The 25,500-nt window shown below is 68.0% G+C and carries 29 protein-coding genes; 21 read left to right on the top strand and 8 right to left on the bottom strand.

The features are described 5' to 3' along the window. The 5 genes from RMO01_RS15885 to RMO01_RS15865 all read right to left on the bottom strand — a co-directional run. Nucleotides 1-398 (bottom strand): hypothetical protein (locus RMO01_RS15885; protein ID WP_409013094.1); only part of this gene is annotated, 398 nt, incomplete at its 3' end. Nucleotides 399-449: 51 nt separating this feature from the next. Next, nucleotides 450-1,208, bottom strand: coding sequence for an ABC transporter permease (locus RMO01_RS15880; RefSeq protein WP_309630040.1), 759 nt, complete (start codon nucleotides 1,206-1,208; stop codon nucleotides 450-452). Nucleotides 1,209-1,213: 5 nt separating this feature from the next. Further along, a complete protein-coding gene (locus RMO01_RS15875) occupies nucleotides 1,214-1,963 on the bottom strand; it encodes an ABC transporter ATP-binding protein (RefSeq protein WP_309630034.1) in 750 nt (249 codons plus the stop codon). Continuing rightward, nucleotides 1,960-2,997 (bottom strand): ABC transporter substrate-binding protein, encoded by a 1,038-nt coding sequence (locus RMO01_RS15870; protein WP_309630033.1) that lies wholly within the window; start codon nucleotides 2,995-2,997, stop codon nucleotides 1,960-1,962. The genes RMO01_RS15875 and RMO01_RS15870 overlap by 4 nt, the downstream gene beginning before the upstream one ends. A gap of 663 nt (nucleotides 2,998-3,660) precedes the next feature. After that, nucleotides 3,661-5,481, bottom strand: a complete 1,821-nt coding sequence (locus RMO01_RS15865) for an ABC-F family ATP-binding cassette domain-containing protein (protein ID WP_309630032.1) — start codon at nucleotides 5,479-5,481, stop codon at nucleotides 3,661-3,663. Between RMO01_RS15865 and RMO01_RS15860 the strand changes: the two genes are divergently transcribed. The 4 genes from RMO01_RS15860 (at nucleotide 5,480) to RMO01_RS15845 (ending at nucleotide 9,845) form a co-directional block, all read left to right on the top strand. Beyond that, nucleotides 5,480-6,025 carry a YcgN family cysteine cluster protein gene (locus RMO01_RS15860; RefSeq protein WP_309630031.1) on the top strand — a complete coding sequence of 182 codons (546 nt, stop codon included), beginning with the start codon at nucleotides 5,480-5,482 and terminating at the stop codon, nucleotides 6,023-6,025. The genes RMO01_RS15865 and RMO01_RS15860 overlap by 2 nt on opposite strands. Nucleotides 6,026-6,077: 52 nt before the next feature. Beyond that, on the top strand, nucleotides 6,078-8,486 hold the full coding sequence (locus RMO01_RS15855; protein ID WP_309630030.1) for an ATP-binding protein: 2,409 nt from the start codon (nucleotides 6,078-6,080) through the stop codon (nucleotides 8,484-8,486). A gap of 193 nt (nucleotides 8,487-8,679) precedes the next feature. After that, on the top strand, nucleotides 8,680-8,961 hold the full coding sequence (locus RMO01_RS15850; protein WP_309630029.1) for a hypothetical protein: 282 nt from the start codon (nucleotides 8,680-8,682) through the stop codon (nucleotides 8,959-8,961). Then, a complete protein-coding gene (locus RMO01_RS15845) occupies nucleotides 8,961-9,845 on the top strand; it encodes a hypothetical protein (protein ID WP_309630028.1) in 885 nt (294 codons plus the stop codon). The genes RMO01_RS15850 and RMO01_RS15845 overlap by 1 nt, the downstream gene beginning before the upstream one ends. A gap of 35 nt (nucleotides 9,846-9,880) precedes the next feature. On the opposite strand, the gene RMO01_RS15840 is transcribed toward RMO01_RS15845, so the two are convergent. Next, the gene (locus tag RMO01_RS15840) at nucleotides 9,881-10,486 is read right to left on the bottom strand and encodes a TylF/MycF/NovP-related O-methyltransferase (RefSeq protein WP_309630027.1); all 606 of its coding nucleotides are present in this window, start codon (nucleotides 10,484-10,486) and stop codon (nucleotides 9,881-9,883) included. A 349-nt stretch (nucleotides 10,487-10,835) separates the two neighbouring features. Here RMO01_RS15840 and RMO01_RS15835 point away from each other — a divergent pair, with 349 nt between their 5' ends. From RMO01_RS15835 to RMO01_RS15825, 3 genes are read left to right on the top strand one after another with little or no spacing between them, the layout of a single operon-like run. After that, complete coding sequence (locus tag RMO01_RS15835; protein WP_309630026.1) at nucleotides 10,836-11,984, top strand: phage portal protein; 1,149 nt, start codon at nucleotides 10,836-10,838, stop codon at nucleotides 11,982-11,984. Beyond that, a complete protein-coding gene (locus RMO01_RS15830) occupies nucleotides 11,984-12,211 on the top strand; it encodes a hypothetical protein (protein WP_309630025.1) in 228 nt (75 codons plus the stop codon). Before RMO01_RS15835 ends, RMO01_RS15830 begins: the two co-directional genes overlap by 1 nt. Further along, nucleotides 12,208-12,630, top strand: coding sequence for an HK97 family phage prohead protease (locus RMO01_RS15825; RefSeq protein ID WP_309630024.1), 423 nt, complete (start codon nucleotides 12,208-12,210; stop codon nucleotides 12,628-12,630). Before RMO01_RS15830 ends, RMO01_RS15825 begins: the two co-directional genes overlap by 4 nt. On the opposite strand, the gene RMO01_RS15820 is transcribed toward RMO01_RS15825, so the two are convergent. Next, nucleotides 12,627-13,172 (bottom strand): hypothetical protein, encoded by a 546-nt coding sequence (locus tag RMO01_RS15820; RefSeq protein WP_309630023.1) that lies wholly within the window; start codon nucleotides 13,170-13,172, stop codon nucleotides 12,627-12,629. The genes RMO01_RS15825 and RMO01_RS15820 overlap by 4 nt on opposite strands. Before the next feature lie 137 nt (nucleotides 13,173-13,309). On the opposite strand from RMO01_RS15820, the gene RMO01_RS15815 reads away from it, so the two are divergent. The 8 genes from RMO01_RS15815 to RMO01_RS15780 all read left to right on the top strand — a co-directional run bounded on the left by RMO01_RS15815 (nucleotide 13,310) and on the right by RMO01_RS15780 (nucleotide 17,062). Then, nucleotides 13,310-14,536, top strand: coding sequence for a phage major capsid protein (locus tag RMO01_RS15815; protein WP_309630022.1), 1,227 nt, complete (start codon nucleotides 13,310-13,312; stop codon nucleotides 14,534-14,536). Between the two features lie 123 nt (nucleotides 14,537-14,659). Further along, nucleotides 14,660-14,926, top strand: coding sequence for a head-tail connector protein (locus RMO01_RS15810; RefSeq protein ID WP_309630021.1), 267 nt, complete (start codon nucleotides 14,660-14,662; stop codon nucleotides 14,924-14,926). Next, nucleotides 14,923-15,225 (top strand): head-tail adaptor protein, encoded by a 303-nt coding sequence (locus RMO01_RS15805; RefSeq protein WP_309630020.1) that lies wholly within the window; start codon nucleotides 14,923-14,925, stop codon nucleotides 15,223-15,225. Before RMO01_RS15810 ends, RMO01_RS15805 begins: the two co-directional genes overlap by 4 nt. Next, the gene (locus RMO01_RS15800; RefSeq protein WP_309630019.1) at nucleotides 15,222-15,629 is read left to right on the top strand and encodes a DUF3168 domain-containing protein; all 408 of its coding nucleotides are present in this window, start codon (nucleotides 15,222-15,224) and stop codon (nucleotides 15,627-15,629) included. Before RMO01_RS15805 ends, RMO01_RS15800 begins: the two co-directional genes overlap by 4 nt. Nucleotides 15,630-15,641: 12 nt before the next feature. Next, the gene (locus RMO01_RS15795) at nucleotides 15,642-16,052 is read left to right on the top strand and encodes a phage major tail protein, TP901-1 family (RefSeq protein WP_309630018.1); all 411 of its coding nucleotides are present in this window, start codon (nucleotides 15,642-15,644) and stop codon (nucleotides 16,050-16,052) included. After that, complete coding sequence (locus RMO01_RS15790; RefSeq protein WP_309630017.1) at nucleotides 16,049-16,348, top strand: GTA-gp10 family protein; 300 nt, start codon at nucleotides 16,049-16,051, stop codon at nucleotides 16,346-16,348. Before RMO01_RS15795 ends, RMO01_RS15790 begins: the two co-directional genes overlap by 4 nt. Nucleotides 16,349-16,367: 19 nt before the next feature. Beyond that, the gene (locus tag RMO01_RS15785; protein ID WP_309630016.1) at nucleotides 16,368-16,532 is read left to right on the top strand and encodes a phage tail assembly chaperone; all 165 of its coding nucleotides are present in this window, start codon (nucleotides 16,368-16,370) and stop codon (nucleotides 16,530-16,532) included. After that, on the top strand, nucleotides 16,529-17,062 hold the full coding sequence (locus tag RMO01_RS15780; RefSeq protein ID WP_309630015.1) for a phage tail tape measure protein: 534 nt from the start codon (nucleotides 16,529-16,531) through the stop codon (nucleotides 17,060-17,062). Before RMO01_RS15785 ends, RMO01_RS15780 begins: the two co-directional genes overlap by 4 nt. A gap of 11 nt (nucleotides 17,063-17,073) precedes the next feature. On the opposite strand, the gene RMO01_RS15775 is transcribed toward RMO01_RS15780, so the two are convergent. Then, nucleotides 17,074-17,760, bottom strand: a complete 687-nt coding sequence (locus tag RMO01_RS15775) for a DUF805 domain-containing protein (RefSeq protein WP_309630014.1) — start codon at nucleotides 17,758-17,760, stop codon at nucleotides 17,074-17,076. Nucleotides 17,761-17,857: 97 nt separating this feature from the next. On the opposite strand from RMO01_RS15775, the gene RMO01_RS15770 reads away from it, so the two are divergent. The 6 genes from RMO01_RS15770 to RMO01_RS15745 all read left to right on the top strand — a co-directional run bounded on the left by RMO01_RS15770 (nucleotide 17,858) and on the right by RMO01_RS15745 (nucleotide 25,482). Then, on the top strand, nucleotides 17,858-18,475 hold the full coding sequence (locus tag RMO01_RS15770; RefSeq protein ID WP_309630013.1) for a DUF2460 domain-containing protein: 618 nt from the start codon (nucleotides 17,858-17,860) through the stop codon (nucleotides 18,473-18,475). 1 nt (nucleotide 18,476) lies between these two features. Then, nucleotides 18,477-19,121 carry a DUF2163 domain-containing protein gene (locus tag RMO01_RS15765; RefSeq protein WP_309630012.1) on the top strand — a complete coding sequence of 215 codons (645 nt, stop codon included), beginning with the start codon at nucleotides 18,477-18,479 and terminating at the stop codon, nucleotides 19,119-19,121. Continuing rightward, the gene (locus tag RMO01_RS15760) at nucleotides 19,118-19,564 is read left to right on the top strand and encodes an NlpC/P60 family protein (RefSeq protein WP_309630011.1); all 447 of its coding nucleotides are present in this window, start codon (nucleotides 19,118-19,120) and stop codon (nucleotides 19,562-19,564) included. The genes RMO01_RS15765 and RMO01_RS15760 overlap by 4 nt, the downstream gene beginning before the upstream one ends. Further along, nucleotides 19,564-23,307, top strand: coding sequence for a glycoside hydrolase/phage tail family protein (locus tag RMO01_RS15755; RefSeq protein ID WP_309630010.1), 3,744 nt, complete (start codon nucleotides 19,564-19,566; stop codon nucleotides 23,305-23,307). Before RMO01_RS15760 ends, RMO01_RS15755 begins: the two co-directional genes overlap by 1 nt. Before the next feature lie 103 nt (nucleotides 23,308-23,410). Beyond that, nucleotides 23,411-24,325: a DnaJ C-terminal domain-containing protein gene (locus tag RMO01_RS15750; RefSeq protein ID WP_309630009.1), complete on the top strand. Its 915-nt coding sequence runs from the start codon at nucleotides 23,411-23,413 to the stop codon at nucleotides 24,323-24,325. Beyond that, entirely contained in the window at nucleotides 24,325-25,482 is a 1,158-nt protein-coding gene (locus tag RMO01_RS15745) for a phosphoserine transaminase (RefSeq protein WP_309630008.1), read from the top strand. Before RMO01_RS15750 ends, RMO01_RS15745 begins: the two co-directional genes overlap by 1 nt. Nucleotides 25,483-25,500: the final 18 nt, after the last annotated feature.

The following is a 25,500-nucleotide window of genomic DNA, read 5'->3' as shown; positions in this document are numbered from 1 at the left end:
GCGACCGCGGCCTGCCGAGCCGGCGGCGCGTCATAGATCGTGCCCGGCAGGCTGGCCTTGGGCGCGGTCCATTGCAGCGGGATCGGGGTCTGCGGCTGAAAGGGCTGGTAGGCGCGCGGTTCGGGGCCGCGCTCGATCCGCGGGGCGGGCGGCAGGCCACCGGCGCGGAACTGGCCAGCTAGGGCCATGGGCTCTGGACGGGTCGGTGAACGTGGGTCGACCTGCGCCGGCGGCGCGGCCTGGACCTTGCGCGACCAGGTGAGGGTGGGCCCCTCGTAGGTCGCGGCGATGGACGCCGCCGAAGCGGTCGGGGAGCGGTCGCCGTAGCGGTCGCCCGCCATCTGAGCGGCGGCGGGAGAGGCGCTTGCGAGCGCGACGAGGATGAGGCCCAGACGCATGGTGCGCCACGGTTAACCCGATCCCGCTTAACCCCCGACTAACAGCTAAGCCTAACGGCCTCGCCACCAGGTCAGGCCCGCACGCTCCGCCCGGTCGAGCAAGGCGTGCAGCACCGCGCCCAGGACGCCCAGGACGACGAGGGCCGCGAACATCCGGGCGGTCTGCAGGCGGTTGCCGGCTTCCAGGATGCGCCAGGCCAACCCCTGGGCGCCGCCGGACCCCGCCACGAACTCGGCCACCACCGCCCCGATCACCGCCTGGCCGGCCGCCACGCGATGGCCCTCCAGGAGATAGGGCACGGCCGAGGGAAGGCGCAGGCGCATCAGGCGTTGCGGCCGGGTGGCGCCGTAGAGGTCGAACAGCCGTTCCAGGTCAGGATCGGCGGACTTCAGGCCGGTGACCGCGCCCGAGAAGATCGGGAAGAAGGCGACCACGGCGGCCAGCGCCACGATGGCGCGCTCGGGGTTGTCGATCCCGGCCCAGATCACCACCAGCGGCGCGACGGCGACCACCGGGGTCACCTGCAGCACCACCGCGAGCGGCCGAACGGCGCGCTCCACCATCGGGCCAAGCGCCACGGTCAAGGCCAGGGCGCAGGCGAACAGGCTGGCGCTGACCAGGGCCAGCAGGGCCATGGACAGTGTATTCCAGGCCGACGCCAGAAGGGCGGGGAGGTCTGCCAGCAGGGCGGCCCAGATCGCGCTGGGAGCCGGCAGGAAATAGGCTGGGATGTCCTGGAGCCGGCAGGCCGCCTCCCAGCCCGCCAGCAGAACGGCGACCAGGGCGATCGGCGCCAGCAGATTCAGCAGGCGGTTCATGCCGGCTGCTCCATGCCGCGCGCGAGGCAGCCGGAAATGGTCTCGACGGCCTCCCGGAAGGCCGCCGTGGTGCGGAAGCCCTCCGGGCGCGGCGTGGGCCTCTCGACCCTCACCTCGCCGGCGACGGCGCCGGGACCACGGCTCAGGATCACCACGCGGCTGGCGACGTAGGCGGCTTCCTCGACATTGTGGGTCACGAAGACGATGGCCGGGCGCAGGCTGTCCCACAGCTTCAGAACGTCGTCGGCTAGCGCCCGGCGGGTGATCTCGTCCAGGGCGGCGAAGGGCTCGTCCAGCAGCAGAAGACGCGGTTCGGTCACCAGGGCGCGGGCGAGGGACACCCGCATCGCCATGCCGCCCGACAGCGTCGCGGGCCGCGCTTGTTCGGCGCCGGAGAGGCCCACGCGGGCGAGGGCGGCCACGGCGCGGGACCGGGCCTCGGCGCGGGGGGTTCCGGCGAGCTCCAGCGGCAGGGAGACATTGGCCACACTGGTCAGCCAGGGGGCCAGGGTGGGCGCCTGGAAGACCACGGCCGTTTCGCCGCGACCGGCGGCGCGCTGCACGGCGCCGCGCGTGGGATGCTCGAGGCCGGCCAGCAGGCGCAAGGCCGTCGACTTGCCGCATCCAGACGGCCCGACCAGGGCGACGATCTCACCGGCGCCGATGGAAAGTCCAACGGGTCCCAACACCCGCCCCCGGGCGCCGTACTCGACCTCGACGTCGACCAGACTTGCGACCGGGCTCACTTCGCCGCCGGCGTCACGAACTGCAGCGTGTAGGCCTTCTTGTAGTCCAGGGTCTTCGGATAGACGCCCTGCGACGAGGCCATCTCGAAGAATTGGGCCCAGCGGACGTCCGTCATGGCGCCGATGCCGCCCGTCATCGCGTCACCCGATTCCACGATGCCGTAGGACTTCAGCTTCCCGCGGGCCTGGTCCAACACGTCCTGCGTCATCTCCGGATTGTCCTTGCGGATCAGGGCGTCGGCGGCCGACGGGTCGCCGTTGAGATAGTCCTTCCATCCCTGGGCGGTAGCCTCGACGAAGGCCTTCACCGCCGCCGGATTCTTGGCGATCAGGCTATCGGGGACCAGGATCATGGTGGCATAGCCGGGGTAGCCCTCGTCGGCGAGCAGGAAGACATTGGGCTTGAAGCCGGCCGCCTTCTCGATGGTGTAGGGCTCGCTGGTGACATAGCCCTGCTGGGCCACGCGCTTGTCGGCCAGGAAGGGCGCGGAATTGAAGGTGTACTTGCGCACCTGATCGTCGGTGAAGCCGTACTTCGACTTCAGCCAAACCCAGAACGCCGTCACCGAGGCGTCCGAGAGCAGGATCGGGCGGCCCTTAAGATCGGCGATCGTCTCAATCCCCTGGCCGGGATGGGCGATCAAAACCTGGGGGTCCTTCTGCATGATCGCGGCGACGGCCTTAACCGGCACGCCTTCCTGGGCGAGATTCATGACGATGAAGCCGTTGGAGCCCATGCCGGCCTCGACCGCGCCGGACGCCAGGAGCTGAGGGACGTTCACGCCGGGCCCGCCCTGGACGATCTGCACGTCCAGTCCGCGCCTGGCGTACTCGCCCGAGGCCAGGGCCTGATAGAAGCCGCCGTGCTCGGCCTGGGCCCGCCAGTCGGTGGCGAAGCGGATGCGGACCCGGCCCTGATCGTCCACCGGCGCTTCAGAGCTGCCGCAGGACGCCAGACCCATTGCCGTGACGGCGACGCCGCCGGCGAGAAGGAGGCGGCGGCTGACGACGGAATGAGTCGTGCGACGGTGCATCGCGCCAAACTAGGGCCGTAGGGGATGCAAGGGAAGGGAAGCTGCGCCGGAGAACCGTGCGTCAGAATTGAGCGAGGGGACGTGAACCCGGTCGAACCGGTATTCACGTCCCCCCACCAAGTCCGGGTTGGGACTTGGCCATTGAGGTTTTGGACCCTGGCGTCAGCGCCGGCGGGCGAACCCGACGACGGTCGGCTGTATCCTTGCGGCTCCTGTCCGGTGGCGTTCCGTCCGGGCTTTTGACCCTCGCGTCGCCCATCGATCCCGGCCTGGTTCTCCGCGACTCTTCCCGCTGAAGCGTTCCGTGTCAGGAGCCTGGGCCCTGCCCGGTCTTTCCGCCGTCGCCCGAAAGCGCCTTTGGAACCCTTGGTCAGAGAGCCGGACCGACCCGCTTGAAATCCCGGTCTCCCCGGATTTCCGCGCCGCCGTGTCCCTCGGCCTGATCAAGCTCGCTCCAAATTCTGTTGTCGGCAACCGTCCAATTCGCACCCGCTGTGCAACATCCGACGGAGGCCAGTGGACAATGGCGTTAACCTCTGTGGACGGATCGAATTAGAACTGAAGTATCAGCGTTCTGGGTTTTCCACAGAAAGCGGTCGAGCTCAGCGTGGATCGAGGATTTGATACGTCAGATCCGTCGGAACAGCCCCGAACGCTGCTGGTCTAACCCGCGAGTGCTTCCCGTTTGGTTTCCAGTTCCAGCCATTCCTCCTCGGCCGAACTCAACTTCTCCTGCGCAGCCTCGAGAGCCTTCATGGTTGAGGCGAAGCCGGAGGGGTCGCGGGAGTAGAAGTTGACGTCGTCGAGCCGCTTCTGGTGGGCGGCGATGTCGGCAGGCAGGGTGTGGATGAGCGCGTCCAGTTCCTTGAGCCGGTGCTGGTCCTTGAAGGACAGCTTGCCCTTGGATGCGGGGGAGGGCGGTGGCGGCGCGACGACGGCGGCCGGTTTCGCCGCCGCAGCCTGGGCGGCGGTCTGCGGTTTCAGGAAGCCGGGGTTCTGGCGGATGAAGTCGCTCCAGCCGCCGGGGGTCTCGACGATGTCGCCGCGCCCGTTCATGCCGACTGTCGAGGTGGCCAGGCGGTCGACGAAATCGCGATCGTGGCTGACCAGGATCAGGGTGCCGTCGTACTGTTCCAGCAGCTCCTCGAGCTTGTCGAGGGTGTCCATGTCGAGGTCGTTGGTCGGTTCGTCCAGGACCAGCATGTTGGCGGGCTTGGCCAGGGCGATGGCCAGCAGCAGGCGGTTGCGCTCGCCGCCCGACAGGGTCGAGATGGGCTGGCGCAGCTGGGCGTCGGTGAACAGGAAGTCCTTGGCGTAGGCGGCCACGTGCTTGGACACGCCGCGCACGATGATCGAGTCGCCGCCGCCGGGCGTCAGGGCGTCCCACAGGGTCATCTCGGACTTCAGGCCGTCCCTGGACTGGTCGAGGTAGACGGTCTCCAGGCTGGCGCCGAGCTTGACCGTGCCTTCCGTAGGCTCCAGCTCCCCGAGCATGATCTTGACCAGGGTGGTCTTGCCCGCGCCATTGGGGCCGACGATCGCCAAGCGGTCGCCGCGGATGATGCGGCTGGTGAAGGGCTTGATGACCATGCGGTCGCCGAAGGATTTGGTGACGCCCTTGAGGTCGGCGACCAACTTGCCGGAGGTGCCGCCGGAATCGACGCCGAGCTGCATCTCGCGCGGCCGGTCCTTGGCCTGTTCGGCGCGTTCGGCGCGCAGGGCGTCCAGTGACCGGGCGCGGCCCTCGTTGCGGCTGCGGCGGGCGGTGATGGAGCTGTAGAAGGTCGCTGTCTCGCGCTCGATGGTCTTGGTCAGCTTCTGGAAGGCGAGAGCGTCCTCCTCCATCTGCTTGGCGGCCCATTCGTCGAAGGCGTCGAAACCCTTGTTCAGGGTGCGGACCTTGCGGCCCTCCAGCCAGTGGCAGGACTGGGTGACGCGATTCAGGAAGGCGCGATCGTGGGAGACGATCAGGGCGGCGCATTTGGCGTCGATGATCTCGTTCTCGAGAAGCTCGATCGCCATGATGTCCATGTGGTTCGTCGGCTCGTCCAGCAGCAGCAGGTCCGGCTCCTCGGCGAAGGCCTTGGCGAGGGCGGCGCGGCGGATCTCGCCGCCGGACAGGCCTTTGGTGGACTTGTTCGGATCCATGCCGAAGGTCTCGAGCCAGGCTTCCGCCGTCCAGTGTTCGGCACCGTTCGAGGTGGCGTAGTCCAGCAGGGTGTCGCCCGCGATTAGCGGCTCCTGCGGCACATAGGCGAACTTGACCGCACCCTGGATCGAACGCGTTCCGCTGTCCGGCTCGATCAGACCCATGACGACCTTCATCAGGGTGGACTTGCCGGCGCCGTTGCGGCCGACGAGGCAAGAGCGTGTTCGCGGCTCAATGGCCAGGTCGACGCCGTCGAACAGCGGCCGTGGGCCATCCTGAAGACGGACGTCTTTCAGGGCGACGAGAGGGGGTCTCGGAGACGAGCGGGGAGCCATGGGTGCTTTCGGACGCGGAGAGGCGTATGGGGAGCGGGTGGATGTAGAGCGTACGACCCCTGAACCCAAGCCCTTCTGGCAGACGAAGCGCCTGGACGAGATGACCCGCGAGGAGTGGGAGAGCCTGTGCGACGGGTGCGGCCTCTGTTGCCTGATCCGTTTCGAGGACGAGGACACCGGCGAGGTGTTCCCGACAAGGGTTCATTGCAAGCTGTTCGACAGCCAGCTGTGCAGCTGCACCGACTATGCGAACCGCAAGGAGCATGTGCCGGACTGCATCAAGCTGACGCCGTGGAATATCCAGGCGCTGGCGTGGATGCCGAAGTCATGCGGATACCGGCGGATCCATGAGGGGCGAGGGCTGGCGGAGTGGCATCCGCTGGTGTCGGGCGATCCGGAGACCGTGCATACGGCCGGCGTGTCGATCCGGGGGCAGACGATCTCCGAGGAGGAACTGGTCGAGCCGGAGGATGCGATCGACCATGACGCATCGGACTGGATCGAGGAGCGCGGCGCGGCGCACGCTACCGGCCCAACTCGCTAACCAAAACTTTGGAACTCAAGGGCAATCTTCGTCGCAGGACGGAGATCCGCACATGACCGCCTCGAGCGTGTTGGTGAAAGAGACGACCCAGGGAGGAGACCAGGCGGCGTTCGACCGGCTGGTGAGGCTCGCCTGCTCGATATTCGATGCTCCGATTATCTTGCTGTCCGTGCTGGACGGAGATCGCACGCTGTTCCGCTCCAACGTGCCAATCTCGATGAAGTCGATGCCGCGGGAACAGAGCGTGTCGCACGTCGTCGCGGCCATGGGACAAAACGGGTTGCTGGTGGTTGAGGACGCCACGGCGTCGGCTCCATTCAATACCCATCCGCTGGTCACCGGGCCGGACGGGATCCGATTCTATGCGGGCGCCGCGATCTCTACAGCGGACGGCCGCGTCGTAGGGGCTTTCTCGGTGCTTGATACCAGGCCGCGTCTTCGCCCTAGCGACCAGATGCTGGACACGCTCAAGCTCATGGCGGGGATGGCGGGCGACATACTGGACCAGAGCGCCGCCACGCGTGTGATCGACGAACAACTGGGTGTTCTGCGGATGGCCGAGCAGATGTCGGGGGTCGGCCACTGGCGGCTGGATATCGCCACCGGCGCCGCCTACTGGTCTGATGAAGTCTATCGCATCTTTGGGCTGAGCCAGGAAACGTTTGATCCGAAATACGACAATACGATCAGCTTTTTCCACCCCGACGACCAGGCGACGCTGCGGGCCTGTATCCAGCGGACCATCGACACCGGCGAAGGCTTCGACTTCAAGCTGCGTCTGATCCGTGTGGACGGTCAGGAACGGCTTATCGCCTGTCATGGCATGATCGAGCGGGAGGCTGGCAGCCTGGCGGGGACCATCAACGGGGTGATTCAGGACGTTACCGAGGTCGAAACGGCGCATGCACGGATCGTGGAGAGTGAGGCCCGCTACCGAATGCTGGCCGACGGGGCCACGGACATCATCATCGCCTACGGGATCGACGGAATAGTCACCTATGTCTCGCCATCCGTCGAGGTCTCGAGCGGTAAGACGCCGGTCGAACTGATTGGTCGCCCTGTCACAGACATGATCTTGCCAGAGGATATTCCAGGTCTTGCGGAGAGCTTCCGCGCCTTGGTGAAACTGCCTGTTGGAGAGTCATCGGGCGGCGTGCGCTATCGCGGTGTTCACCGCGACGGATCGGTGCGCTGGTTCGAGGCCCGGACCAGCGTGATCCGGGACGCCGAGGGTCTGGCTATCGGTTTCCATGACGTGGTCCGGGACATCACCGAGACCAAGCGACTGGAAGCTGAGCTGATCGCGGCGCGCGACGTGGCCGAGGCGGCGGCGCGGGTGAAATCCGAGTTCCTCGCCAACATGTCTCACGAGTTGAGAACGCCGCTGACGAGCGTCATCGGCTTCTCGGGTCTGCTGCAGGGCAGCCCGAACCTGCCGGAGACGGAGCGGCGGTATGCCGACCGGATCGCGACGGCAAGCGAGGCTCTGCTGAGCGTCATCAACGACATTCTGGACTACTCCAAGCTGGAGGCCGAGGCGGTCAGTCTGGATGCGGCGGCGTTCGACCCGGCGGCGACGGCGCGGGGCGCTGCGGCGATGGTGGAGACGCAGTGTCAGACCAAGAGCGTGCGCCTGACGGTCGAGATCGACGACCTGCCGAGCGGAGTCCTGGGGGACCAGGGCAGGTTCCGGCAGGTCACCCTGAACTTCCTGTCCAATGCCGTGAAGTTCACGGTTTCGGGCGAAATCCGCCTGGAAGTGCGCCGCTGCGGCGAGCGGCTGAGGGTCGCGGTGACCGACAGCGGCATCGGCATCGCGCCCGAGAAGATCGACGCCCTGTTCGACCGGTTCACCCAGGCCGATGCGTCTACGACGCGGGTCTATGGCGGCACCGGGCTGGGCTTGGCGATCTCAAGTCGGCTGATCGAGTTGATGGGCGGGCGGATCGGGGTGGAGAGCCGCGAGGGCGAAGGGTCGATCTTCTGGTTCGAGATCCCGCTCATTGAGGCGGAGGGCGATGTCGGGACCGAGATGGACACCGCCGTCGTGCTGGCGCCCGGGACCCGCATTTTGCTGGCGGACGACGCGCCAGCTAACCGCGAATTGGTTCGGATCATCCTTTCGGGATGGGGCGTCGAGCTGGACGCCGTGTGCGACGGGGCCGAGGCCGTGGCGGCTGGGTCCGGGGGCGACTACGATCTGATCCTTATGGATGTGCATATGCCGGTAATGGACGGGATGGACGCGACGCGGGCCATCCGGGCTCTGCGCGGCGCGCGGGGCGCCGTGCCAATCCTGGCCCTGACGGCCAATGTGCAGCCCGACCAGATCGAAGCCTGCGCCCGGGCCGGGATGGATGGGCATGTCGGCAAGCCGATCCAGATCGGCGAGTTGATCGCGGCCATCGCCGGGGCCTTAAAGCCGGCGGTCCAGACGGCCGGAATTCTAGCTGCGAGCTGATCAGAGTTCGGCGATACCCATCAACGGATCGTCGAAATCGGCCTTTAGAATCAAGCATCGGCATTATTTAGAGCCTTTATCCGCGCCTTGTGTCGCTGGTCCCTTATAGTTTGGGCATGGCGGGAAAAGGGGGCGAGACGGGGCGAGGCTCCGTCGCCCGATGCTCGCGTATTCCAGAACAAGGAGACCGATCATGCCGTCCAGTCCGGATGCCTATGCCGCCTTCACGCCTTCGCCGTCGGCGCCGGCCCGCCGTCTGGAGGCCGTGACGCCGTCCGACGGCGCCGATCTGCCCAGCCTGGCCAAGGCGCTGTACGTGGGCGCGGCCGGGGACCTGAAGGTCGTGCCCGTAGCGTCGCCGGACGGGGAGGCGGTGACCCTCAAGAACCATCCTGTGGGCTATGTCGCCGTACAGACCCGAAGGGTCCTGGCCACGGGAACCACAGCGGCCCACATCGTGGCGCTGTTCGACTGATGATCGGCATCGAACTGGGTCAACCCGCGGTGACCATGCGAAGGGCGGATCCGCTCCCTCTGTTGATCGACGTCATCGAGAACCGGTACGAGAGAGGCGGGGAGACCGCGTCGTCGTTCGCGAGCCTGACGGGATCGAGCTTCTCCCGCTCCGGCGCCGGCACAGCCTTGACGACGGCGGGCGCAGTCGCGGCGTTCGCCACGGGCGTGCCCCGGATCACGGATCGGGGGCTGTTGCTGGAGCCTGCGGCGACGAACCTGTTGCGGCACTCGACCGCGCTCCTGAACGCCGTCTGGCTGGCGGACGCAGGCGCGACCGCCGCGGCCAGTCCCGACGTTGATCCGATGGGCGGTACGGGGGCGGTCCGGCTGACGCTGAACGGCGGGCTGAAGCAATGGTATCAACTCGTGTCTGCGGCCGCCGGCAGCTATGTCCTGAGCGCCTACGTCAAGGCCGCTTCGGGCACGACGAACGTCAGGCTGAATGAGACCCACAACACCGGCTACACACCGTCCGCCAACCTCGCCCTGAACACCCAGTGGCAACGGCTGGTCTTTCCCTTCACCATAGCGGGGACCCTGGTGAACGTAGCGCTCGTGACGGCTTCAGGCGGCGTGACGTCGCCGATCGACGCCTGGGGTGTTCAGCTCGAAGCCGGCGCCGGCCCCACGTCTCCCATCATCACCGCAGGCTCGGCGGTGACGCGCGGGGCAGACATCGCCAGCGTCGTCGTGCCGGGCGGGGCGTCGATCTATGAGGCCACTTATGGGGTCGCAGATACCGTCGTCGCAGGCGCGGTGGCGCCGGGCTCTACCTTCGACCTGGTCGCCGGTCGGCCCTGGGTCGGGGTCGGAAAGGAACTGAAGCGGCTGGTGATGCGGTGAGCCTGATGTGCTTCCACATCCACCTTTGTTCGCAGCTACGGCTTCAAGGCCATGCGTCCAGTGTAGTCGGTGCGGTTCAAAAGAAGATGGATATTGTGCTCCGCCAAATATTCATCGACGGCCTGTCTTGAGCCGGCCCAATGGCCGTAGTCATCGACGATCAAGACGCCGCCCCGGGCTAGTCGAGGGTAGAGATGTTCCATTTCATGTCTCGTTGAAGCGTACCAGTCGGTGTCGAGACGAAGAACTGCGATTTGATCGGGCGCGTTTTCCGGCAGAGTATCCTCAACTCTGCCTTTCACCATATTGATGCGAGCTTGAGGGTAATCTGTTCGGAACATGTTGCGCTGGACTTCATCCAGATCGGCGAAACACCACTTGCCGTCGTTGGGGAACAAGTCCGCCGCCCGCCTCTCGGTGTCGGCTTCAACGTCCTCCAATCCAGCGGGAGACATGCCTTCGAAGGTATCGAAAAGGTGCAGCGTTCGGTCTGATTGTCCCGCCCGAAGGCAGGTCAAGGCGGCCGCCATCGAGCAACCGCCCCGATACACTCCGCACTCGACAAAATCGCCTGCGACCCCGGCTTTAATCACATAGTCCACTGCGTGGACGACGGCGAGGATGCGTTCGGCTGACGCCATTGAGTAGGGTCTGCAGGCTCTGATGACCTCAGCATCCGCAGGATCGACGGCCTCGAGTTCAGACGACTGAACCGGGACCCCCAACAAGCTTGCTATGCGCGTGCGTATTCCAAGACCCATGGTTTGCGAGTAGCACGCCCGCAGCGAACGGTCCACAACCCAACGTAGCTGCACCATCCGAACCGCAAGCTTGGGCTCAGCCCCGCAGCGTCACATCTACGACAGCAGCTCACGACGATGAGTAGGCCGGCCAAGATCCATTCCTGACGAACCGATCAGGGCGATCGGGCCATCGCGGACAACGAACTTTCAAAAAGCTGCGACCGGTCGATCCGGTCAAGGAGAGACCATGCCTCTGTTTCCATGGCGGGCCGGCCGAGCCGCGCCCGAGGCCAAGCACAGCCGGGCCGGGCCGCTGATCGCCCTGACGGGCGCCGGCCGGGCGCGATGGACTCCCCGTGACTACGCCAGCCTGGCGCGCGAGGGATTCAGCCGCAATCCCGTGGCCTATCGGTGCGTCCGCATGATCGCAGAGGCGGCGGCCTCGGCGCCGTTGATCGTCTTCTCCGGCGGGGTCAGGGACGATGCGCATCCGGCGGCCCGGCTGCTGGCCAAACCCAATCCGGAGCAGTCCGGCGCCGAGTGGCTGGAGGGCGTCTATGGCGCGTTGCAGACGGCCGGGAACGCCTATGTCGAGGCGGTCGGGGATGATGCGCCGGGCGAGTTGTGGAGCTTGAGGCCGGACCGGGTTCAGGTCTCGCCGGGCCGACAGGGCTGGCCCGAGGCCTATGAGTACGCAGTCGGCGGACGCTCGGTGCGGATCGTGCGCGAGGCGGACGGCTGGATGCCGGTGATGCATCTGAAGCTGTTTCACCCGACGGACGATCACTACGGCTTTTCACCGCTGGAGGCGGCGGCGTTCGCGATCGATGTGCATAATGCGTCGGGCGCCTGGAACAAGGCGCTGCTGGACAATGCAGCAAGGCCGAGCGGAGCGCTGGTGTTCTCGTCTAAGGATGGAGAACGGCTGACCGAGGCGCAGTTCACAGCGCTTAAAGCCGAACTGGGCGACGCTCATGCGGGGGCGGCGAACGCCGGCCGGCCGATGGTGCTTGAGGGCGGGCTGGACTGGAAGCCGATGTCGATGACGCCTGCCGACATGGACTTCATCGCCGGGAAGCATGCGGCGGCGCGCGAGATCGCCCTGGCCTTCGGGGTGCCGCCGCAACTGCTGGGGATCCCGGGGGATGCGACCTATGCGAACTATCGCGAGGCCAATGCGGCCTTCTGGCGAGGGACGGTGATCCCCGTCGCGAGGAAGATGGCGGGGGCGCTGACGGGATGGCTCGGCGGGCGGTTCGAGGATGTGCGGATTGAACCGGATCTGGACGCCATCCCCGCGCTGCAGCCGGAGCGGGACGCGCTGTGGGCCAGGTTGAACGCGGCGAGCTTCCTGACCGACGATGAACGTCGGCGGATGGCAGGGGTCGGCGACTGATGAACGATCTGAAGAAGATGGCGACGGCGCTGGCCGTCGCGCTGGCGATCCAGACGATCGGCGGACTGGTGTGGGCCGGTGGTGCGGCGGCGCGGATCGCGACGCTGGAAGCGCGGGTCGGCGAGCAAAAGCTGGTGGCCGAGCGGCTGGCGCGGCTGGAGGAGCAGGGCGTCGCGACACGGGCGGCTGTCGAGAGGATCGAGCGCAAGCTGGAGGGCGGCCGATGACGGTGACGATCGAGGCCGGGCTGGCGATCCAGGGCTATGCCTCGCTCTGGGGCGTGGCGGATCTGAACGGGGATGTGGTGGCGAAGGGGGCGTTCGCCGACAGCCTGAAGCGGACCGGGGCGGGCGGAGTGCGGATGCTGCATCAGCACGAGAGCCGGGCCGTCGTCGGGGTCTGGGACGAGATTGTCGAGGACGACCGGGGCCTGTTCGTCCGGGGCCGGATCGCCGACTGGTCAGCCGAGGCGCGCTATGCCCGGGCGCTGAGCCGGGCGGGCGCGCTGGACGGACTGTCGATCGGGTTCCGGACGGCGAAGGCGCGCAGGGACGGGCGGCTGAGGGTGCTCAGCGGCGTGGAGCTTTGGGAGGTGTCGCTCGTGACTTTTCCGATGCTGACGGGCGCGCGGTTCAGGCCGATCTAGCGGCGGCCCATGCAGTCGATCCAGGTCAGGGCCCGGGTGACGCCGCCGAGGGCGAACCAGGCGGTCGTGGGTCCCGACTCCGTCTGGTAGGTCCAGCGCATCGTGGCCGAGCGGCGGGCGCCGGAGACGATGGCGTTGACGGTGGCCGCGTCGGTGATCTCGAAAAGGTTCATGTTGTTGGTCTGGAGCGAAGCCGTGCCGGCCAGATCGATTGGGCGACGACCGAAGGCGACGGACATCGGCTGGCCGTCGCCCGAATTCATCGGCGTCGCGGCGACCAGCTCGACCGCATAGGGCGCGCCGGGCGTGGGCCGGGCGATGCGGAACTGCTGGGCGTACATCGCCTCGCCGGATGTCTCGGGCAGGGCAAGGACGACCGAGCAGTAGCCGTCGGGGCGGCAGGCGCCGAGCGCGTTCTGGAAATAGGCGCGGGTCTCGTCGAACCGGGTGTGGGTCGTGGCGCCGCAGCGCTGGGCGGCGGAGGCCGCGCCGGCCGAGGCGACGAGCGCGGCCGCGAGGATCGCGGAACGGATCAGAGACATCGGGGCGGCCCTTCCTGGAAGCTTTGCCTTTCGGCGAGCCGACCATGGGGGCAGGGCCCTGTCAATCGAACGGGGCCTGACGGTTCCGGTCGCGGTTCCGGCTGGGTGAGCCGCCGGATTTTTCAAGCGGAGACACGATGAAAGAGACCAAACAGGCTTCCGCCTCGCCGGAAGCGCGCGCGGCCATGCATGAGATGATGGCGGCGTTCGAGGCGTTCAGAGGGGCCAATGATGCCCGGCTGAACGAGATCGAGAAGAAGGCCTCGGCGGACACCTTGCTGGAGGAAAAAGTGGCGCGGATCGACCAGGCGGTGGGCGCGGCCCAAGCGCGTCTCGACCGGGCGCTGTCGCAGGCGAGGCGTCCGGAGATCGGGGGCGAGCCCGTTGCGGTCGCTTCGGCGCCGGAGGCCAAGGCGGCGTTCGAAGGCTATGTGAGGACCGGCCGCGAGCTGGGGCTGGAGATCAAGGCCGGGCTGTCGTCGGCGTCGAACTCGGGCGGCTATGTCGTGCCGCCGGAGACGGAGCGGGCCATCGAGCGGCGACTGATGGCGACCAGTCCGATGCGCGAGATCGCCACGGTGCGGACGGTGGCTTCGGGCGTCTTCCGGAAGCCGGTGTCGACGGCGGGCATCGCCTCGGGCTGGGTGGCTGAGACGGCCTCGCGTCCGGAGACGGATCCGGCGACGCTCGCCTTGCTCGAGTTCCCGGCGGCGGACCTGTACGCCAATCCGGCGGCGACCCAGTCGCTGCTGGACGATGCCTTGGTCGACCTCGACGAATGGCTGGCCAGTGAGGTCGAGGACGCCTTCGCCGCGCAGGAGACCACGGCCTTCGTGACTGGCGACGGGACGAACAAGCCCAGGGGCTTCCTGGGCTATTCGATCGTGGCGGATGCGTCCCACGCCTGGGGCGACATCGGCTATGTCGCGTCGGGCGCGGCGGGCGCTTTCGCGGCCTCCAGTCCGGCGGACAGGCTGATCGACCTGATCTATGCGCCCAAGGCGCAGTTCCGGCCGAACGGGCGGTTCGTGATGAACCGCAAGACCGTCTCTGCCGTGCGCAAGTTCAAGGATGCGGACGGGAACTACATCTGGTCGCCGGCGACCCGGCCGGGGGAGACGGCGTCCCTGCTGGGCTATCCGGTGACCGAGATCGAGACGATGCCGGACATCGCGGCGAACAGCCACGCCATCGCCTTCGGCGACTTCCAGCGCGGCTATCTGATCGTCGACCGCGCCGGCGTGCGGGTGCTGAGGGACCCGTACTCGGCCAAGCCCTATGTGCTGTTCTACACGACCAAGCGCGTCGGCGGCGGGGTGCAGAACTTCGACGCCATCAAGGTGATGAAGTTCACCGCGAGCTGACGCTTGCGGTGGCTGGTGGTTCGTGACTGGTGGCTGGAGGAGGGGTGTGGCGGCTGTCGGGCCTAGCCACGCGTCACCGGCCACCAGCCACTCCTTCTTTTCCAAAAAATCGAGGTGGTTCTCATGACCGCACCCGTGTCTCTCACGGAGGCGAAGCTGTTCCTGCGCGTCGAGCACGAGGCGGAGGACGAGCTGATCCAGACGCTGATCGATGCGGCCCAGGCGCGGGTCGAGGGGGAGGTGGGGCTGGCTCTCACCTCCATCTCGGCGGCGCCGTTGAGGCTGGCGATCCTGATGCTGGCCTTGCGCGCTTATGAGCGGGGCGAGATCGAGATCACGATCCCGCCGGTGGAGGCCTGGATCGCGCCCTATCGGGCGGTCCGGCTGTGAGGGTCCTGGCGGAACTGCTGGAGCCGGTGGAGGCGGAGACGCCCTATGGCGGGCGGGCCGTCAGCTATGAGCCGCTCGGGGCCGTCTGGTTGCGGCTGGACGAACGACGGCGGCGAGAGCGGACGGAAGCCGGAGTGACCTCGTCGGTCGAGGTGGCGACGGCGGAAACCCGCGCCGACCCGCGCCTGGCCGAGCGTCGGGTGATCCGGTTCGGCGGAGCCGACTGGGTCATTTCCACCATCGACGGCAATCCGGATCGTCCCGGCCGCGTGACCCTGAACATCGAGAGGACGCGATGAGCGACCACGAAAATGCGCTGCAGAAGGCGCTGATCGCGCACCTGCGGGACGACGACGCGCTCAAGGCGTTGTTGGGCGATCCTGCGCGGATCTGGGACGCGGCGCCGAGGGGGGCGGGGTATCCGCACCTGCTGATCGGACGATCCGAGAGCCGGCCCGTGGAGGCGGACGGATGCGGAGTTGAGCATGTGCTGACCCTGCGCTGCGCCTCACGGTTCGAGGGTACGGAGGAGGCCAAGGCGATCTGCGCGGCAGTGCGGGCGGCTGTGCATGAGGCACCGCTGGAGGCGGACGGGATTCGCGCTGTGTCGATCCGCACGACCTTCGCCGACGTGTTCCGCTCCAGCGACCACAAGCGGGTCTGGGGCGTGGTCCGCGTCCGGGCTGTCACCGAAGACATCTGAAGGAGAACGAAGATGGCCGCACAGCGCGGGAAAGACATCCTGCTGAAGATCGAGAGCGTGCCGGGCGTGTTCGTGACGGTCGCGGGGCTGAGGGCCCGGACGATCTCGCTGAACGCGAGGACGGTGGATGCGACGGACGCCGACAGCGTCGGGCGGTGGCGCGAGCTGCTGGGCGGCGCCGGAGTGAAGTCGGCCGCGGTGTCAGGGCAGGGGATATTTCGCGATGGGGCGTCCGACGCCCTGATCCGCGAGGCGTTCTTCGACCAGGGGCTGAAGACATGGCGACTGATCGTGCCGGACTTCGGCGTGCTGGAGGGACCGTTCCTCGTCTCGGCCCTGGAGTATGCTGGCGATCACGACGGCGAGGCGACGTTTGCGCTCAGCCTGGCCAGCGCCGGGGCCGTTGCCTTCGCGGCCGCATGACCGGGGCGAACGGGGTGCGGGGCGAGGCTTTGGCGATGTTGGCGGGTGGCCAGCGAAGGCTGTGTCTGACGCTGGGCGCATTGGCGGAGATCGAGACGGCGCTGGGCGTGTCCGGGATCGCAGGGCTGGCGGCGCGAATGCGGGCGCTGTCGGCGCAAGATCTGATGGCGGTGCTGGCGGCGCTGCTGCGGGGCGGTGGCGAGGAGGCGCTGGCGGGCGAACTGGACCGGGCGGCGATCGATCCGGTGGAGGCGGCGGAGGCTGTGGCCCTGGCGTTCACGGCCGCGCGTGGTTGAGCCGACACCCTGGGCGATGATGCTCCGGACCGGTGCCGCTCTGGGCGTGCAGCCTGAGGCGTTCTGGCGGTTGTCGTTGGCCGAATGGCGAATGCTGACGGAGGCTGCGCCAGGCACCACGCCGATGGGGCGAGGAGAGCTCGAGCGGCTGATGGCGGTCTGGCAGGATGGAGACGGGACATGAGCGACGACTATCGCCCGGAGGGGCTGGACGGCGTACCAGAGCGGGCGGCGGAGGCTGCGGCGGCGCTCGAGGCCTTGAGGGAGCCGGCGGAACGGGCGGCAAGCGCGATCGAGGAGGCGTTCGGGCGCGCCGGGGCGAGCCTGACCCGGTCGCTGGCGCGGGCGGCTGCGGACGGGGAGGTCAGCCTCGCCGAACTGGCGCGGGCTGTCATGGGCGCTGTGGGTGCGGGCCTGGGAAGCTCGGGCGGTGGTCTGGGAGCGGCGATCGCGCAAGCAGTGGCGGGCGTAGCCGGCTTCGGCGGCGCGCGGGCCGACGGCGGGCCGGCTCTGGGCGGCGGGGCCTATCTGGTCGGCGAACGCGGGCCGGAGGTGTTTCGGCCGCAGGGCGCAGGAGTGATCGAGACTGGAGGATCCGGCGGAGTGACGGTCAACGTCACCGTCGACGGCGGGGCTCCGGCGCTGCTGAGGTCAGAGGCTCAGATTGCGCAGATGCTCGCGCGAGCCGCCGCGCTGGGAGCGCGGCGGCTGTAGGCAGATAAAGGCTACTCGCCCTTCGGGTTCGGGCCGAACCGGTTGTCGCCGCGCTGGCTGTCGGTGACGCCGATCCAGATCAGGAAGCCGAGCTGGACCAGGCAGATGATCCCGATAATGCCGAACATTGGGCCGATCAGCGCCCAGACCGCGGCGGGATCCTCATTCTCGAGCGCCGCGTAGTTGGTGAAGATCGAGGCGCCAGCGGTGGCGAAGATGCCAATGAAGCCTACGATGCCGGCCACGATGGGGACCAGGCAAAGCCAGCCCGAGTGACCCATGTCGTGGAGGCGCTTCACCGTGAAGGCCAGGTTCGGCCAGATCAGGGCGAGCGAAATAAGCATACCCAGGAACGGAATCCAGCCGGCGACGACGCCGACGCCCAGGCAGATCAGCCACGAAATCCAGAAATGCTGACGTCGCAGACGGCCCTGGAACGAGAAGAGGGCGGTCTTGAAATCGTAGCTGTCGATAGGAACTCCGGGCGTGGCCGAGGGCGCGCCGGGAGCGGGCGCGGCGGCCAGGAGCATGACGTTCGTCGCCTCTCCGGCCACGGGCACGAAGTCGACGCGCAGGCCGGCGGTTATGGCGGCTGGCGGCGAAACCGCCTCTCGGCCGAAGGTGTAACGGATGCCATCGTCGCCCGAGATGAGGCCGGCGCCCGAGGTGTCATCGAAGCTGAGAATCTGACCGCGCATTGAACCGGGCTCCCCTGCCGGACGGCCGAGGGCGGCCGCGTTCGGAAGCGAGACTGGACGAGCGGTGGTCGCCCGACAAGTGAAACAGGAGTCATGAATGGCCTTTCACGAGGTGCGTCTGCCCGCGCGGCTGGCATTTGGCTCGACGGGCGGGGTCGAGCGGCGGACCGACGTCGTGACCCTGGCGTCCGGGTTCGAGCGACGCTCGAGCCCTTGGGCGATGGGGCGCAGACGCTTTCTGATCGGAGCGAACCTGAGGTCGCTTACCGACATGGCTGAGCTGACTGCCTTCTTCGAGGCTAGGCGCGGGCGGCTATACGGGTTCCGGTTCCGGGATTTCGCCGATTTTGCTTCGTGCGGTCCGGGCGAGTCGCCGGCGGCGACCGACCAGGCGCTGGGTGTCGGAAACGGGACTCGGACGGCGTTCCCGCTAGTGAAGGCCTACGGCGACGTCGCCCGGCAGATCGCCAAGCCCGTCGAGGGAACGGTGCGGGTCGAGGTCGGGGGCGTCGAGCTGGCGAGCGAAGCGTTTTCCGTCAACCCGACGACGGGAATGGTGACGCTGGACGCAGCGGCGGGCGCGGGTTTGCCGGTGACGGCGGGCTTCCTGTTCGACACGCCGGTGCGGTTCGATGCGGACCGGCTGGAGGTGACGCTGGAGAGCTTTGGCGCGGGACGGATGGCGGCGGTTCCACTGATCGAGCTGCGGGTCTGAGATGCGTGACGTTCCCGAGGAGATGGCCGCCCGCATCGAGAGTGGGGCGGCGACGTTGTGCCATGCCTGGATCGTCGAGCGGGCGGACGAGGCACGGCTGGGGTTCACCGATCACGACCGGGACTTGAGCCTCGACGGCGTCGTCTGCCGGGCGGCGAGCGGATGGTCGCAGGGGGCAGCGGAGACGGCTGAGGGACTGACCGCCGGGAGTCTGGCGGTCGGGGGTGTGCTGGATGACGAGCGCATCGTCGAGGCCGATGTCGCCGCCGGTTTGTGGGACCGGGCGACGGTGGCGCTGTGGCGGGTGGACTGGGCGCGGCCGGACCTGAAGGTCTTGCTGGGACGGGGGACGCTGAGCCGGATCCGGCGGGAGGGCGAGGGATTCACCGCTGAGGTTGAAGGGCCGCTTGCGGCGCTGGAACGGGTCGTGGGACGGACCTATGGGCGGACCTGCGACGCGGTGCTGGGCGATGCACGGTGCGGCCTGGATCCCGACGGGCGAACCTGTGACAAACGCTGGGAGACCTGTGTCGAGACCTTCGGCAACGGCGTCAATTTCCAGGGCTTCCCCGACATTCCTGGCGATGACTTCCTGACCGCGTACCCGGCGACGGGCGGACGGCACGACGGGGGGAGCCGGCGGTGAGCGACCGTGTGGCGGCGGCTCGGGAGTGGTTGGGGACGCCCTATCGACACCAGGCGAGCGTGAAGGGCGAAGGCACGGACTGCCTCGGCCTGGTGCGTGGTGTGTGGCGGGCGACGCAGGGGACCGAGCCGGAAGAAACGCCGGCCTACCATCCCGACTGGGCCGAGGTGGGTGGCGAGGAGACCCTGCTGGAAGCGGCGCGGCGCTGGCTGGTCGAGAAGCCGGTCGAAGAGATGCGCCCGGGCGACATCTTGTTGTTCCGGATGGCTGAAGGCGCACCGGTGAAGCACTGCGCAATCTTGAGCGAGGTCGGGCGGGAAGAGCCGCGGATGATCCACGCCTACTGGGGCCGGGCGGTGGTCGAGAGCTGGATGGGGCCGTGGTGGATGCGGCGGCTGGCGGCGGTGTTCGCCTGGCCTGATGAAACGAGCGGAGGCGGCTGATGGCGCAGGTGGTTCTGGGCGGTGTTGGTGGGCTGATCGGCGGCGGAGCCGGGCGTGCTGTGGGCGCGGCGCTGGGCGGGGTCGTCGATCGGGGTCTGATCGGGGCTCTGTCGCCGACGCGGCAGCGGGGACCCCGGCTGGAGACACTCAGAATCCAGTCGACGGCCGAAGGTGCCCCAATGGCCTGCGTCTTCGGACGGGCGCGCGTGACTGGACAGATGATCTGGGCCGCTCGGTTCCGGGAGCGCCGGAACGAAGGTGGCGGCGGCAAGGGCGGGCCGAGGACAGTGGACTATGCCTATTCCATGAGCTTCGCGGTCGCGATCTGCGAGGGACCGATAGACGGGATCGGACGGATCTGGGCGGACGGCAGGCTTCTGGACCAGACGGGCGTGGCGATGCGGGTCTATCGCGGGACTCCGGAGCAGATGCCGGACCCGTTGATCGAAGCGGTGGAGGCATCCTCAGGGACGGGATCCGCAGGCGGTTCCGGTGGGGCGCCCGCGTATCGGGGTACGGCCTATGTGGTGTTCGAGGATTTGCCGCTCGGACCTTTCGGAGACCGGGCGCCGCAGCTGAGTTTCGAGGTGTTCCGCAGACCGGGTGGCGAGACTCTGGAGGAGAAGCTGGAAGGTGTGTGCCTGATCCCGGGGGCCGGCGAGTTCGTGCTGGCGACCGAGCCTGTCATGAGGCGGGAGGGGCTGACGCGAACGACGGCAGAGAATGTGCACCTGGGTGACGGGCGGACGGACCTGACCGCCTCGTTGGACCAGTTGCAGGCGCAATGCCCGAACCTGAAGCGGGTCAGTCTGGTTGTCGGCTGGTTCGGCGACGACCTGAGGGCCGGCCACTGCCGGGTGAAGCCCGGGGTTGAGCGGCGTGACAAGCCGACTGAACCGTTGGAGTGGTCGGTAGCCGGTCTTGAGCGTGAGGATGCGCATCTGATCAGCAAGGTCGACGGAACGCCTGCCTATGGCGGGACGCCGTCGGACGAAAGCGTCAAGCAGGCGGTGGCGGCGCTGAAGGCGCGGGGGTGGGCGGTGACCCTGTATCCGTTCGTCTTCATGGATGTCGCTGCGGACAATGAACTGCCGGATCCCTATGGCGGCGGGCGGCAGGCGGCCTATCCGTGGCGGGGGCGGATCAAGGGGCGGGACGGGGCGAATGCGACAGAGGATGTCGCGGCAATTTTCGGCGGGGACTGGGGGTTGAGGCGGCTGGCGCTGCACTATTCGGCGCTGGCGGCGGAGACCGGGTGCGACGGCCTGTTGATCGGGTCGGAGATGCGGGGGCTGACCTGGACGCGGGATGCGGCGGGCGGATACCCGGCGGTCGGAGCGTATCGGACCCTGGCGGTGGATTGCCGGGCTGTAGTCGGACCGGATATGGCGCTGTCATATGCGGCGGACTGGTCGGAGTATTCGGGACATCGACCGGGCGACGGGTCGGGGGATGTGATCTTCCATCTGGATCCGCTGTGGGCGGAAGAGACGATCACCTATGTCGGCATCGACTGGTATGCGCCGCTGGGCGACTGGCGCGAGGTGGACGGCGGGATTGACGCGGCGCTGTTCGAGGGACCGGACGATCCGGCCTACCTGGCCAACCAGGTCGCGGGCGGGGACGGATTCGACTGGTTCTATGCCGAGGAGGACGATCGGGCGGGGCAGGTGCGGACGGCGATCGTCGATAGCGCACACGGCGAGGACTGGGTGTTTCGATCCAAGGACCTGGTCGGCTGGTGGTCGCACGCCCACCATGATCGACCCGCCGGCGTCAGGAGCGTGACGCCGACAGCCTGGATTCCAAGCATGAAGCCAATCCGGTTGACCGAGTTTGGTTGCGCGGCGGTGGACCGGGGTGGCAATGCGCCGAACCTGTTCCAGGATCCGAAGTCCTCCGAGAGTTTTCTGCCACCATTCTCGACCGGCGCGCGCGACGACCGGATGCAACGACGGGCGCTGGAGTCGGTGCTGACACATTTCGAGTCGCCGTCGAACAATCCGATCTCGGCCGTGTACGGCCGGCCGATGCTGGAGGCGGCAGACGCCTGGTGCTGGGACGCAAGACCCTATCCGGCGTTTCCAGCGCTGGCAGAGGTCTGGGCCGATGCGGGCGCATGGGCGGCCGGGCACTGGCTGAATGGGCGGCTGGGCGGCGAGGCGACTTCGTTGCTGGCTGCGATCCTGAGACGCGGCGCAGTGGAGGATTTCAAGATCGGTCAGCCGGCGGGCGCCGTGTCGGGCTATGTGATCGACCGGCCCATGCGAACGCGCGATGCGCTGGAGCCGCTCTTGCAGGCCTTCGACATGACGGCGGCCGAGCGTGGCGGGCGAGTGTCGCTGTTCGGCGCCGAGGCAGCGGGCGGAACGTTGGCGCTGGACGCGATGGCGGTGACGGCTAGCGGCATGGGGCCGGTGCCGGTGCGGTCGCTGGAGGCCCGGCCAGGCACGGCGCGGGTACGGTTCATCGATGAGGGGGCGGACTATCAGACAGGGACGACGGTGGTGCGTGGCGAAGGCGAGGCTGGAGGTGTGGACGCCGATCTGCCCGCGGTCTGCGACGCGGGTCTGGCCAAGGCGCTGGCAGGGCGACTGCTGAAAGGAGAGGGCGAGGATCGGCTGACGGTCGCTCTGGGGCCGCTGGAAGCGGTGTGGATCGAGGCCGGGGATACGGCGGCGGTCGAGGGGCAGACGGGGGAGTGGCGGGTCCAGCAGGTGACGCTGGATGAGACGCCGACGGCGGTGCTGGCGCGGGTCAGCGGGGAATGCGTGGAGCGGGAACCGGTCGTCTGGCGGCCGGGCGACGGTGTCGAGGTTACAGGGACGCCGTTCGTGCGGATCCTCGATCTGCCGCTGCTGCCGGGCGCGGAGACGGACGAGCGACTGATCGCTGCGGTGTCGGGCGATCCGTGGCGGGGGATGACGGTGCATGTCGGGGAGGATGTGGAGACCCTGACGGCGCGGGGTGAGATTGGGTCACCGGCGATGGTCGGGCGGCTGACGGAGGCCATTGCTCCGGGGGTGCTGCACCGGTGGGACGAGACGAACACGGTAGTCGTGCGGCTGGAGGGCGCGGCGCCGGCCAGTCTGTCCGAGGCGGCGGTGCTGGGGGGAGCAAACCTGGCGGCGGTCGAGACGGCGACGGGGTGGGAGATCGTGCAGTATCGGCAGGCGGCCCTGCTGGGCGACGGCGTCTGGCGCCTGAGCGGATTGTTGCGGGGCCAGCAGGGCACGGAGGGCGAGATGGCCGCCGGGGCGGCGGCCGGCGGGGTCATCGTGCTGCTGGACGTAGGGAGTGGCCGGTTCGTGACGGCGGTTGGGGAGCGGGGGTTGGAGCGAATCGTGCGGGTCGGTCCGAGCGGCCGGACGCCGGGAGGGGCCGGGTTCGCGGAGCTGGCGTTCACGCCCATGCACCTGCACGCGCGGCCGTGGAGCCCGGTCCTGAACGTGGAGAACGAGGCCGGCGGGCGTCGACTGACCTGGACGCCGAGGGTCAGGGTCGGGGACGTCTGGGATCTGGAACCGGTCGAGGTCGATCCGCGACGGTTCCGGGTTCGGTTGCTGGACGGCGGGGTCGAGCGGCGGGCGTTCGAGGTCGAGGCGACGTCGGCGCTCTATGCGGCGGAGGATCTGGTCGAGGACTTCCCAGAGGGGATCGGGGCGGACGCCATGGTCGCCGTGGCGCAGTACGGACCCGCCTTCGGGTGGGGCGTGGAGGCGCAGGCGCGGCTGATCGTCTGAAAAAACGTTGCACCGCACACCGCATGCCTTAACTGACGAAAGCGAAGATCGGGTTGCGACGCGCGAGCCGGATTCAACGAAGCGTGACGGAGCAGCGAACGGCGTGGCGGGTGATCCCTACAAGGAACTGGGCGTGTCCAGAGGGGCGAGCGCCGCCGACATCAAGGCCGCGTTCCGCAAGCTGGCCAAGGAACTGCACCCGGACAAGAACCGGGGCGACACCGCGACCGAGGAACGATTCAAGCGCGTCTCGGCAGCGTTCGACCTGCTGAACGATCCGGACAAGAAGTCGAAATACGACTCGGGTCAGATCGATGCCGACGGCCAGCCTCAGTATCGCGGGTTCGGTGGGCAACCCGGCGGAACAGGGGCGAGCGCCGGCGGATTCGGTTTCAATCCCGCGGGCGGTCCTGGCGGTCGCGCCGCGTTCGAGGACCTGGACCTGGACGACATCTTCGGCCGGTTCGGCGGAGGAGGGCGAGGCCGGGCCACGGGTTTCGGTCGCGGGCAGGATGTGCGGGCCACGCTCGAGATCAGCCTGGAGGACTCCATCGGCGGGGCAACCCGGCGTATCCAATTCTCGGATGGCCGCACCCTGGACGTCACGATCCCGAAGGGCGCGACCAACGGCCAGACGATCCGGTTGCGCGGACAGGGAACGCCGGGACGAACCGAGCCGGGCGACGCCCTGATTGAGCTCCGCATTGCGCCGCATCCGGTGTTCAAGGTGGACGGGCCTGACCTGACCATGGACCTGCCGATTTCGGTTCCGGATGCGATTCTGGGCGGCAAGGTCGAGTGTTCGACGCCGGATGGGACGGTCTCCGTGACCGTGCCGAAAGGTTCGAACTCCGGCCAGACGCTGAGGTTGAAAGGCCGCGGCGCCTTCGCAGGCGGGGCGCGGGGCGACCTGAAGGCGCGGCTGATCGTGACCCTGCCCGACGCCATTGATCCGATCCTCGAGAGGGTCGCCGGGGACTGGCGCGCCAACCGTCCCTACAAGCCGGGACGAAGCTGATGATCTCTACGCCGAGCGTGAAACCGGCGCGGCCCTGGTTCGCGGCAGGGCCGACGGCCAAGCGGCCGGGATGGTCGTCGCAGGCCCTGCCGCACGACCTGCTGGGCCGAGGCATCCGGGCGCCGGAGGTAGTTGAGCGGTTCGCTTACGGCCTGCGGTTGACGAAAGAGGTCCTGGAAATTCCGGAGGACTGGGTGCTGGCCTATGTGCCAGGATCCGACACCGGGGCGGTCGAGGCGGCCATGTGGAACATGCTGGGGCAGCGACCCGTGCAGGTCATGGCCTTCGAGAATTTCGGCAAGCAGTGGGCGATCGACGCGAAGGATCACCTCAAGCTCGACGAGCTGGAAATCATCGAGGCGCCTTGGGGCCAATTCCCGGACGTATCGAAGGTCGATCCGGCCAAGGACCTGGTCTTCCCGTGGAACGGCACGACTGCGGGCGTTAAGACGCCGGGTGCGGCCTGGATCGCAGATGACCGCGAGGGGATCGTGATCTGCGACGCGACCTCGGCGGCCTTCGCCATGCCCATGGATTTCACCAAGCTGGATGTGGTGACCTTCTCATTCCAGAAAGCGCTGGGCGGCGAGGCGGGGATCGGGGTCGCGGCCTTGTCGCCGCGCGCCGTGGCCCGGCTGGACGGTTATGAGCCGCCGCGTGCGGTCCCCAAGGTGCTGCGCCTGCGCGACGGCAAGGGGTTCGACCGGGACCTGGCCACGGGCACGATGATCAACACCTTCTCGGTATGGACGCTGGAGGATTGGATCGACGCCCTGGAGTGGGCGAAGGGCGTGGGCGGACTGGAGGAGCTGATCCGGCGGACCGACGCCAATGCAGCGGCGCTCAGCGAATGGGTCGGGCGGACGAACTGGGTCGACTATCTGGCCGAGGAAGTCTCGATCCGGTCGACGACCTCGGTGTGTCTGAGAATTGTCGATCCTCGGGTGACGGCGCTGGATGCCAACGGACGTCAGGCCTTCGTCAAGGGGATGAAGACCCTGTTGGAGACAGAGGAGGCCGCCTTTGACGTCGAAAGCCACCGGAACGCGCCGGCGGGCCTGCGCATCTGGTGCGGTTGTACCGTCGAGACCGACGATATCGTCGCCAGCACGCCATGGCTGGACTGGGCGTTCGAGACTGCCGTCGGCGAACTCTGAGCCAAATTCGTCCCGGTC

The organism is Brevundimonas sp. (assembly GCF_031412435.1).
In the GTDB taxonomy this organism is placed as follows: Bacteria; Pseudomonadota; Alphaproteobacteria; order Caulobacterales; family Caulobacteraceae; genus Brevundimonas.
This window is presented reverse-complemented; position numbering and strand designations above follow the sequence as displayed.

Coding starts and splice junctions, on each gene's coding strand:
- RMO01_RS15825 (WP_309630024.1), top strand. CDS start 12,208: ATGACGGTGACGATCGAGGCCGGGCTGGCGATCCAGGGCTATGCCTCG.
- RMO01_RS15800 (WP_309630019.1), top strand. CDS start 15,222: ATGAGCGACCACGAAAATGCGCTGCAGAAGGCGCTGATCGCGCACCTG.
- RMO01_RS15745 (WP_309630008.1), top strand. CDS start 24,325: ATGATCTCTACGCCGAGCGTGAAACCGGCGCGGCCCTGGTTCGCGGCA.
- RMO01_RS15830 (WP_309630025.1), top strand. CDS start 11,984: ATGAACGATCTGAAGAAGATGGCGACGGCGCTGGCCGTCGCGCTGGCG.
- RMO01_RS15770 (WP_309630013.1), top strand. CDS start 17,858: ATGGCCTTTCACGAGGTGCGTCTGCCCGCGCGGCTGGCATTTGGCTCG.
- RMO01_RS15860 (WP_309630031.1), top strand. CDS start 5,480: ATGGGTGCTTTCGGACGCGGAGAGGCGTATGGGGAGCGGGTGGATGTA.
- RMO01_RS15765 (WP_309630012.1), top strand. CDS start 18,477: ATGCGTGACGTTCCCGAGGAGATGGCCGCCCGCATCGAGAGTGGGGCG.
- RMO01_RS15785 (WP_309630016.1), top strand. CDS start 16,368: ATGCTCCGGACCGGTGCCGCTCTGGGCGTGCAGCCTGAGGCGTTCTGG.
- RMO01_RS15810 (WP_309630021.1), top strand. CDS start 14,660: ATGACCGCACCCGTGTCTCTCACGGAGGCGAAGCTGTTCCTGCGCGTC.
- RMO01_RS15850 (WP_309630029.1), top strand. CDS start 8,680: ATGCCGTCCAGTCCGGATGCCTATGCCGCCTTCACGCCTTCGCCGTCG.
- RMO01_RS15870 (WP_309630033.1), bottom strand. CDS start 2,997: ATGCACCGTCGCACGACTCATTCCGTCGTCAGCCGCCGCCTCCTTCTC.
- RMO01_RS15820 (WP_309630023.1), bottom strand. CDS start 13,172: ATGTCTCTGATCCGTTCCGCGATCCTCGCGGCCGCGCTCGTCGCCTCG.
- RMO01_RS15795 (WP_309630018.1), top strand. CDS start 15,642: ATGGCCGCACAGCGCGGGAAAGACATCCTGCTGAAGATCGAGAGCGTG.
- RMO01_RS15755 (WP_309630010.1), top strand. CDS start 19,564: ATGGCGCAGGTGGTTCTGGGCGGTGTTGGTGGGCTGATCGGCGGCGGA.
- RMO01_RS15775 (WP_309630014.1), bottom strand. CDS start 17,760: ATGCGCGGTCAGATTCTCAGCTTCGATGACACCTCGGGCGCCGGCCTC.
- RMO01_RS15790 (WP_309630017.1), top strand. CDS start 16,049: ATGACCGGGGCGAACGGGGTGCGGGGCGAGGCTTTGGCGATGTTGGCG.
- RMO01_RS15865 (WP_309630032.1), bottom strand. CDS start 5,481: ATGGCTCCCCGCTCGTCTCCGAGACCCCCTCTCGTCGCCCTGAAAGAC.
- RMO01_RS15780 (WP_309630015.1), top strand. CDS start 16,529: ATGAGCGACGACTATCGCCCGGAGGGGCTGGACGGCGTACCAGAGCGG.
- RMO01_RS15840 (WP_309630027.1), bottom strand. CDS start 10,486: ATGGCGTCAGCCGAACGCATCCTCGCCGTCGTCCACGCAGTGGACTAT.
- RMO01_RS15815 (WP_309630022.1), top strand. CDS start 13,310: ATGAAAGAGACCAAACAGGCTTCCGCCTCGCCGGAAGCGCGCGCGGCC.
- RMO01_RS15845 (WP_309630028.1), top strand. CDS start 8,961: ATGATCGGCATCGAACTGGGTCAACCCGCGGTGACCATGCGAAGGGCG.
- RMO01_RS15855 (WP_309630030.1), top strand. CDS start 6,078: ATGACCGCCTCGAGCGTGTTGGTGAAAGAGACGACCCAGGGAGGAGAC.
- RMO01_RS15835 (WP_309630026.1), top strand. CDS start 10,836: ATGCCTCTGTTTCCATGGCGGGCCGGCCGAGCCGCGCCCGAGGCCAAG.